The sequence below is a fragment of the Aequorivita viscosa genome (assembly GCF_900106795.1).
GTDB classification, from domain to species: Bacteria; Bacteroidota; Bacteroidia; order Flavobacteriales; family Flavobacteriaceae; genus Aequorivita; species Aequorivita viscosa.
In genome coordinates this window covers 1-9,884 of sequence record NZ_FNNS01000043.1, presented here as the reverse complement: position 1 = coordinate 9,884, position 9,884 = coordinate 1, and the positions used below count along the sequence as shown (strand labels likewise).

At 37.1% G+C, this 9,884-nt stretch carries 6 protein-coding genes; all 6 read right to left on the bottom strand.

Annotated features, from left to right (window positions below):
- Positions 1 to 244: transposase (locus BLW28_RS15165; RefSeq protein ID WP_177165881.1), on the bottom strand; the 244-nt coding region annotated here is incomplete at its 3' end.
- Between the two features lie 178 nt (positions 245 to 422).
- A complete protein-coding gene (locus tag BLW28_RS15160; RefSeq protein WP_073222181.1) occupies positions 423 to 1,049 on the bottom strand; it encodes a response regulator in 627 nt (208 codons plus the stop codon).
- Positions 1,050 to 1,060: 11 nt separating this feature from the next.
- Complete coding sequence (locus BLW28_RS15155) at positions 1,061 to 3,067, bottom strand: sensor histidine kinase (protein WP_073222185.1); 2,007 nt, start codon at positions 3,065 to 3,067, stop codon at positions 1,061 to 1,063.
- Positions 3,068 to 3,830: 763 nt separating this feature from the next.
- Positions 3,831 to 4,043: a hypothetical protein gene (locus tag BLW28_RS15150; RefSeq protein WP_143036918.1), complete on the bottom strand. Its 213-nt coding sequence runs from the start codon at positions 4,041 to 4,043 to the stop codon at positions 3,831 to 3,833.
- Between the two features lie 42 nt (positions 4,044 to 4,085).
- Positions 4,086 to 9,191, bottom strand: coding sequence for a fibronectin type III domain-containing protein (locus BLW28_RS15145; RefSeq protein WP_083540880.1), 5,106 nt, complete (start codon positions 9,189 to 9,191; stop codon positions 4,086 to 4,088).
- 432 nt (positions 9,192 to 9,623) lie between these two features.
- The coding region (locus BLW28_RS15140; protein WP_143036917.1) for a transposase at positions 9,624 to 9,884 on the bottom strand (261 nt) is incomplete at its 5' end.

The following is a 9,884-nucleotide window of genomic DNA, read 5'->3' as shown; positions in this document are numbered from 1 at the left end:
TATCCCTGGGGACGGCAATCTCGGATTCACCAAAGGAAGTTTTTATTTTCTTCTTGGTGTGACCGTTGCGCACATTAGCGTCAGTAGACTTTTGGTACTTGTCGTAATCAAGGTGGCTATCGAGCTCACCTTCGAGCATCTTTTCGATACCACGTTTCTGGATCTGCTTCAAAAAGCCCGTGAGCTCTTCGTGGGTTTTGAACTGCTTCAGAAAATCATCTGAAATTAAATCATCTTTCTTCATAATGTGTAAAAATTTAAAATTAGTTAAAAAAATAGCGGGGGCCGGCCCCCGCTATTTTTTTAACTAACACACTTTATGAGATAGTCCCTAGTGTCTGAAAATTTTTAAATGATTCTTTATGTAATTTAACTTTCTTGTGGTGTTAAATTTATTAATGATAATACATTACCAGTGTGTGCTATTGCGGATTGTAGAATTTTGCGGCAAACTTCAAAAGCGCATTTTTATCAGATTCTATTCCTAGTTTTCGTATAATTGATGCTCTATGGGCTTCGATCGTTTTACCAGATAAAAAAAGCATTTCAGCAATTTCTTTAGTGGTTTTTTGTTGTACTATTAACTCAAAAATTTTCCTTTCAGAAAAAGTTAATTTGTCTAATATCTCTCCTTTTTGATAATCTAAATCTGTTTCTAATTCAAATTTCATTCTATGACTATAGTAGTTTTCATTAGTCATTAAATGTTTAACGCAGTCTTTTAGCTCTTCTAAAGCATATTGTTTTAGTAAGTATGCGTTTATTTTTAGCTCTTCTGCTTTGTTAAAAACGCTTTTTTCTTTGTGTGAAGTTAATAGAATTATTTTAGTCGATAATTGATGAAGTCTTACGTTTTCAGCAACTTCTAAGCCGTCCATTACGGGCATACTAATATCTAGAATTGCAAAGGCAGGTTTTAATTTTTTAATTGCTTCCCAAGCATTTCTACCGTTATTATGACTTTCTAATACAACATGTCCCATTCCTTCAAGTATTACCTGTGTACCTAAGAGTGAAAGTGGATGATCGTCTGCTATTACAAAATACATAAAACTTGTTTTTATTTGGGAATCGAAATTTTGATTATCGTTCCGGTTTTATTCGATTTAAAATTAACTGAACCATTAATATGTTTGGTGCGTTCGGTAATATTTAATAAACCAAAGCAGTTTCCTTTTTCCAACATTTTGTCTACATCGAATCCCTTTCCGTTATCTTTCACTTCGGCATAGACAAATTTGGCGTCTTCGGTAATGGTTATTTTGCCTGCTAGCGCATCGGAGTGTTTCATCATATTGGTAGTCGCTTCCTGGATTATTCTATATAATTGCAACTCCACAGCATGGTTTAATGATTGGTTATAATCTATTTCTGAAGTTAGTAAAAAACTATGCTGGTTTTGAGCGCGATGGGTTAATTGTTCAACGCTTTCTTTCAACCCTAATTTGTCAAATAGAGTAGGGCTTAGGTTTCTACTGATGGTTCTTACTTCTTCTAAAATAGAATCAATTTTTGCTTTAAAACTCAAATTATTGCCCTCAAGTGCATGGCGTAAATTAACAAGTTCATTACTCACACTGTCGTGTAAATCGGAGGCAATTCGTTTACGCTCATCTTCAGTTTTGCTTAATAATAATGAGGTAAAGTTGTCTGCGAGTTGCTTTTCTCTTAGGATACTTCGGTTTTTATTCCAAATTAAAATCATCAAAAAGATTAGAATTAAAAATATGGCAGCTACTCCCAGTGCAATTATTGTATGTTTTTGCGACTCTAACTGTTTTTCTTGAACTAGGATTTTATTTTCTTTTTGTTCAGTTTTAAATTTTCGTTCTAGTTCAAATAGCTTTCCAGATATTATTTCTTTCGATTCTTTGTCTCGATTGTTTAGTAAGAAATTAGCGTAGGTATTTGCTTTTTTATAATCTCCCTTCTTACTGTAATAGGTAAATAATCCAGTTCCTAATTGGATCATATATTGTATGTTAGGGTCTTCTTCTGCAGCTAGGTCGTTATAGAATTTCTCTGCTTCTTCGGGGTTCTGTAGAGGTTTGTCAAAAATTTCCGCAAACATAATTTCTTGAAAAAGCGTTCTCATTTGAAGATCTGGACTGCCGCTTTGGTCCGTCATATCTTTCGCTATTTTCAAATATTCTAAGGCCTCCGTTTCCTCTCTTTGCGCAATGTGTTTAAAAGCTACAAGTTGATTTAAAAGCGCTTTGTGATAATTATGTAGATTTGGATAAGTTTTGGCGTGAATAGCCATAGAGTCAATATATTTAATTGCCCCTATGGTATCTGCCTTCGAAATATTAAAGTTAACGTAGAATGAGTAAGCAGAAAAGGTAAGAGACTTGTTGCCTTGACTTTTTACTATTTGCAAGCCTTTTTTTAAGTATTTTTCGGCTTCGTCTAATGCGTTCGTTTTATCGAAAACGCTGAAAAGCATTAGGTAAACGGTACCTTGATTGGTTCTGTCGCCTATTTCTTCAAAAATACGCAAGGCTTCAATTAGATGTTTTTCAGTGTTTTCAAAGTCGCGAAGTCGCGAGTAATTTTGTCCTAATGAAAAATTTGTAAACCCAATAATCTGTTTATGCGATTTGGATTGTGGGGAAATTGTAATACCTTTTTTAAACCATTCAATACTAGGCGTCATGTCATTTATAAAAGAACTTTGCGAGCCTAAATAATAGCATAACTGACTTTTAGATTCACCACTAATTTCATTTAAATGCTCGTTGTAGAAGGTTTCGGCAGTATTGAAATAGACACTATCATAGTGCATATTGCCATCTAATGCACTGCCATAAGCGATTAAATAATGAGCCGCATTTTCATAATTTTTGTTTTCTATCTGATGATTGAAATGATAAAAAGCACTGTCTTGATAAACTTCATTGTGATAATTCCTACTTTTTTCAAGCCATTCATATCCCGGAAGTGAATGTCGATACGCTTCCATATCTTTTTCTGCTTCCTTCGTTATTTCTTGTTCAGAAGAACTTTCACAGCTTAGCGAAAGCAAAGAACAAAGAACGGCGAGAAATAGAGTAGTTAGTTGTTTCATATAAAAGACTTTATCATTAAGTGCTTATCCATTTATTTCAGGTAATTCAATTATTGAAGGTATCGGATTGGATTTTGTCAAATATATAAAACTAATAATTAGTTCAAACCCTTGTTTATTTTGAAAATGCTTCTTTTCCACAGACAGCGGGAAGATTCGTTACAAAGTTAGAACATCTATTTTCCAGCCGACATCCCCCTACGTCGGCTAGATAAATAGATTGCTGTATAATACTATAAAGACTAGCTTTTCCCTCTCATTTGCTCGATTCATAATTCATTGTACAGTCGTTTTTAGATGTTACAAATTTGAGGTAAATGTTTATGGAATCTTTAGGGGTTAACCCTATATTTTAAACTAGCTGTTTGAACCTAGATATTACGCGCTTACTTAAAGCCTAATTAAACTGTTTTTATTATATAAAATGTAGCAACACCATATGGAGTTTAAATAGTCTTACCGTTAACTTTTCTTAATTTCTCTGAACTGTACAAACTCATATAAATTAATAAAATAGAATTAGCTGATAGTAATACGAAGGAAAGTTAATTGTTATTAAGTGGTTTGGGTGAAATTAGTTTTTCCATCTAAATTTTGTAATAATTCAGCAAGCCTAAAAGAAGAATGGGGTAGAGGTGTAATGATGAGGTTTTGTTGTGGATTGATAGGAACAATTTAAAAAAAAAGTGGGACCCAATTTTGGATCCCACTCTTTAATTAATTGCGAACATTTTTGAAATTAATGCTCAAGACTATCGGAGTATTATTCCTTCAGTCCTTTTATCCGCTTACGCAGGCCAATACAGGCTCCAGCGATAAGACCAATACTCAAGAACCCGTCTATAGGGGCATCTGGAATATTTGGATCTCCACCTGGAAGTCCTATCTGCGCATTTGCGGTTAAGCTACCTACGAGCAAGAGTCCTGTCAATAGTAGCATCACTTTTTTATTCGTGGTTCTATTATTTGTCTTCATACTATTTGTTTTAGTTTTCATATAACTTTTGCTTTAAGGTTATTACTCTTTTATCAATCTATAAGTTTGAGCTTCACCACCATTTGTTAAGGTAACTAAGTACACGCCAGAAGACATATTATCTCCTATTGGTACTGTTACAGTGTTTGCACGGCAGTCTAAGGTTTGCTCATAGATGTTTCTTCCTGTCAAGTCGTTAATGCTAACAGATAATTGCTCCCCGTTTAATTTTGGTGCATTGATGTAGAATGTATCTCCATTCAATGGGTTCGGGAACAATCTGATGCCAGCTAATAAACTGTTGTCATCAACACCTAAACGCTGCTCTGTTCTAATTGAGAAACGATCTGTAGCAATGCTTAAAGGATCATTAGCGTCAACTCTAAAGCTGTAAGAATTCTCTCCAGCTTCTAACAAGATGCTTGTACCAGTGAAGTGATCATCTAAGTAAAGGAAGCTAGCTTCCAAACCTTCAACAATAACCTTCAAAGTGTAATCAGACTTAGTATAACCTGTTGAGTACATTGGGTACACTTCAGCAGCTTGTGGCAACGCTCGTTGTTCGATACTTAAGTATGTTCCATTGTTGTTAACACCTAAGTTTTCGTAGAAGTTCATTGGCTTCACAGCATCAACGGCCGTTAGTCCATTGTCATTTCCTTCAGCAAATATAATTCCGAAGCTATCGTGTACCGGTCCTCCATTGTTGAAGTTTTCAGTAGTGTATAGCTGTACTGTCAACATATCATTAGCTGACACTGGACGGCTTGTTGAAGTGAAATTCCCTGGTGCTTTGTTTGCTTCATCAAATACAACCGAAGTTGCACCCGCAGCTAAGGCAGCTGCTTGCGCACCCTGACCAGGCTGTAAGAATTGGTTGGCAACAGAACCAGAAGTGTTAGTTCCTCCAGGAAGCATTACGGTAACATACGATCCGTGAGCTCCAAGCTCTGAATCATATACATAGTAATATCCAGTATTCAGGTTGGTAGAAGCAGCGAAAACTGTATTAACATCTACCGCACTTTGGTAAGGGTTACCGAACATTAAAACATCCCCTGCATTTGAAGTGGCATAGTTTTGAGTTTGAGTACCTGTAACCAATGAACCAGTAGCACGAAGCACAGTTTCACCAGCGGCAAGATCATCAGTTAAATCAATACTTCTATCGCCACGTACAAACAATAAGTACGGTTCACCTGCTACCAATGTATTTACATCAGTGTTTGTAACTGCTTCAAACATTTGAGCAGCAACATTTACAGTAAACATAGAAGGGTTTCCGGTAATAGTTCCGTCAAAACCATTCATTTGGTCTGCGGTGCTTCCTGTAATATGCGTACCAAAACCAGCATTTGGATTGTCAGTATTGCTAATAGCTCCTTCTTGCCAGTTGTCGTGAACAGATGTTGAAGTAGTAACCGCACTGCTCACCATCCTGTAAGAACGTTTTGCCTTCATATAACGCTCAACTGTAACGTCTCCTGTAATAGTTGATGTTCCAGGTACCGCAGCAAGCTCTCCATTAGCCGTTGCACTGCTCACGAATACTAAATTACCATCGTTGGTGATATCACCGTTGATTGTTAGCGTACCTTCAACGTTTAAGGTTGCGCCGCTCATTACAGTAATGTTGTTCACTTCCATAGCTGAAGTAAAGCTTGTTACACCATCTACAACAAAAATATCATCTGTTGGACCTGCATCTACACTAGGGTCGCTTGGAGTCCAAACACCACCTTCATATACGAATCCTGGCGCAACACAGTCTAGACTCAACGTAAAGTCTCCTGTTCCTGAATATCTAAAGAGTCTTACAGTGTAAGTGCCTGCTGCCGGCGCTTCGAGTTCCATTGTTTCAGGGTTACCTGAATCTGAACATCCTAAGCTTGTAAGGCTTCCACAAGTACCTGAATACACAAAAAGAACTCCATCAAATGTGTTTCCAGGGGCTGCATCTAAAGAAACAATATAGTTACTTGTACCATCTGCTTCAAATGTGTAAAATACGTCGAGTGCTGAACTTGAGGTATAACTACCGCAAGTAGCTGACAATCCAGATGCTGTTGCATTTGTGGTGCTACCTGTAATTGTTTCACCGCAAACTAGAGGTATTGCGCCGCCACAATCATCATTTGAAGGTGGGCATATTGCAGGAGAAGCAATAATTTCTGTAACACTACAAAGATCGTCTTGAATTCCTTCAGCAGTTACACTAACATTAGTTCCTGCCATAAATGGTCCAAGAACTACGGAACCATCCGCAGCTACTTCAACTGCATCTCCACTGTTTGCAGTCAAATTGTAAGAAGTATTACCTTCTCCGCCTGAAAGAGTTGCCAGTACATAATACTCAACTCCTGTGTTTACACAGCCCTCTATTGGATCACCTTCACCATCCTGCGTTGCAAGAGCCAATGTTGGTGCAGTACAATCTGGTACAACAGCACAATCAATACTTATTGTAATATCGCCAGTAGTGGTACTTGTGCCACTCCAATGAGCAACATATACATAATACATTTGTTCCGCTACAGAAGCTGTAATTGTATAAGTTTCAGCACCGGTAGAACCGTCTTTACAATCAATCCAAGATAATTCTCCACAAGACCCAGTTTGCATTGACATTTTGTGATCAAAAGTAGCGGAAGAGTTAATTGTTATATCCGCACCGGTACCTACAAATGAGAACCAAAGTCCATTTTTGCCTATTGAACATCCAGATGGGGCAACAGCGGTTGATCCGCTAGAAGAATAAGTTACTGGGGTAGCATTGCAATCCAAAGCTATTGCTCCAGCACAATTTTCATTGGCAGGAGGACAATTAACAGGTGAATTAATAGCAGTTGTAACACTACAATCGCCATCTTGTACACCTGTAGCTGTAATACTAACATCAGTTCCTCGGGCAAAAGGTCCAAAAACTGTAGAGCCATCAGCAGTTACTTCAACAGGAGTTCCACTATTTGCCGAAACGTTGTAGGAAGTATTTCCAGATCCACCAGAAATAGTAGCTAGTACATAGTATTCGCCACCTGCATCTAAACAAGTAATTGGGTCTCCACTAGCATCTTGCGCTGCAAGCGTCATTGTTGGAGCAGTGCATAACGGAGCAGTATTGATATTAATATTATCAACGTATAAATAAAATTGACCTGAAATTGAGTGTGATTGGAATCCAAAATAATAAATTCCATCAGAAGATACATTGAAAGTAGCCTCATTTTCCTCCGAGCCACTAAGGCTAATTGTATGATCTGCAATATCTTCAGTCATAGCAGCGGAATTTGCAGACAGCCCATAAGCAACCTTTAAATTCTCTGTATAATTGGTAGAGTTATTTCCATACTGATATGAAATCTGATAATCCACACCGGCATTTAAATTAATTCCTTGCGTGAAATACCACGAATCTGCATCACCTCCAGAATGATAAGAATATCTCAATACTTTTCCATTAAATCCATAAGAGGTGGTGCTGAAGGTTGCCCATGCATTACCATTATTAACCTCTAAGGAACCACAGTTTGGAATATTTGGTACGGTTACACTTTCAAAGTCTTGAGTAAACGGAAGATCCGCAGCCAAGCAAGTAGTTGTAAAACTAACTGGTCCTGACCAAGTACTTTCATCACCACCGCAATCGGCTTGTACGTAAAATTCATACTCAGTGTTAGCATCTAAACCTGTAATTTGAAAAAATTCTGTGTTTGCACTATCATCAGTTCCTGGCGTGTAACTAGGAAGTCCCCAAGAAATATTCCAGTCGGTTTCAGAACCGCCAGCAGTCCAAGAAATATTTGCTGTGTTGCTTGTTATCGAATCAACTGTTAGAGCTGTAGGCGCTGGGCAAGATGGAATAGGCTCCCAACTAACATTATCTAGATAAACTGTATTATAAGTAGTTGAATATATAACCTTAAAAGCTATATGACTATCTGAATAACTTTGATTAAGTAACACAGTATATTCGTCATAATTAGCAGTTGTATTTATAGTTTCAACGGCTGTAAATGTAGCTGCATCAGAAGGATCGCTCATAGTTCCAATAACTAAAGACGCACCAGATGCCACCCCTTGATAAAAGAATGATAATTGATGATCTCCTATGGTTAAGTTATTCAGGATTGGAGAGACTAAGTAATACTCTGCTGAACTATCACCTGAATTATAAAATTGAAAGTCATTTGGAGCGGAAATAGCATTTGAATTTGATTCAACACTAACCGATGCATAAATACTAGTTGAATTTTCCATTAGGATATTCCAGCAATTAGGAACCATAGAAGTAGTGGTACTGTCAAAATTTTCAGTAAAATCCCCAAAAGCATCACAAGCAGTTGTAAAACTAACTGGTCCTGACCAAGTACTTTCATCACCACCGCAATCGGCTTGTACGTAAAATTCATACTCAGTATTAGCATCTAGACTAGTAATTTGGTACGCCGGTGTCGTCGATACAATATCTGTCCCTTCATCATCAAGGCCTGGTGTATATCCAGGGGTTCCCCAAGAAACATTCCAGTCGGTTTCAACATCGCCCGCTGTCCATGAAATGTCAGCAGTATTTGTGGTTACACTTGCAACAACCAAATCTGTAGGTTGTAGGCAAGACGGAGGTGGAGCAATTTTTACATTGTCAATAATCCAATAATAATCCCAATCTCCAGTGTATCGGAAACGTACTTGAGCATTCGTTGCACCAGCCAAAGCTGTAGTAATGTCTAGGGTTAAATGCGCAGGATTTGCAGATGATGATGACTCACTGTGTACTTCGATCCAAGAAGCACCGTTAAATACCTCAACATAGATTGTAGCACCACAACATTGTCTGTGATAATAATCAAAGTCAAGAAAAACGGATGTAGCTGAAGAAGCATCAAAAGCGGGTGTTTCCAATGCCGCATTTTGTATTCCACCACTTCCATAGTTATCACTATCAAGAATAGCGAAAGGGGCGCTAAGAGGTGAATTGGCTGATCTATTACCAGGGTTGTCAAATTCCCATATTTGGCCTGACTCATTAAGGTCGTTGTTTGTCCATCCGGCAGGTAGAACTCCTCCAGAGAAATTTTCGTCTACAAACGCTTGCGACCACATGAGTGTGGTCATCAAACTTGCAAGACATAAAAGCATAATTTTTCTCATAATTGTTTCATTTTGGTTAATAATTTAATGTTAGTGAAAAATTAGCTTAACGCCCTATTTAGTGGGTTTCGTAATGTTGAAACAAAATGAAACTCTTAAAATAAATCGTTAAACTATGGTTAATTAATAAGTAATTAATTAGTTGTAAGGTAATTAATATGGGTGAAATATAATTAAAATTTTTAATTTAATATTAATATAATTTTATGTTTTATAAACAATAATTGGGTTTTATGATAAAGAAACAGCATTTATCTTAACGTAAGTGGTTTAAAATAAGTTTTATAAGTGAAAGCTATAGATTGTTAAAAAAATCAAAACAAAGAAAAGTTAAGCGATTGTTTTTGCACTTGATTTAATATTAGGAATTATGGGAATAATGGACACTATCCCGCTAAGTGTGTAAGTTTAAAATAACAGGGGTTAGACTTTTTAAAGTCTGACCCTTTTTTCATAGATCGTTAGGAACTGATTTAAAATGATGCCCCAGTTCCTGATAGGCATTGTCCATTTTTTGGTTGCTTCGCGTACAGACAAATATACGGATTTCATTACGGCATCGTCTGTTGGGAAAGAAAGTTTGTTCTTGGTGTACTTTCTTATTTTCCCGTTCAGGTTCTCGATAAGGTTTGTGGTATAGATAATCTTCCTGATCTCCAGAGGGAACTCATAGAACACCGTGAGCTCTTCCCA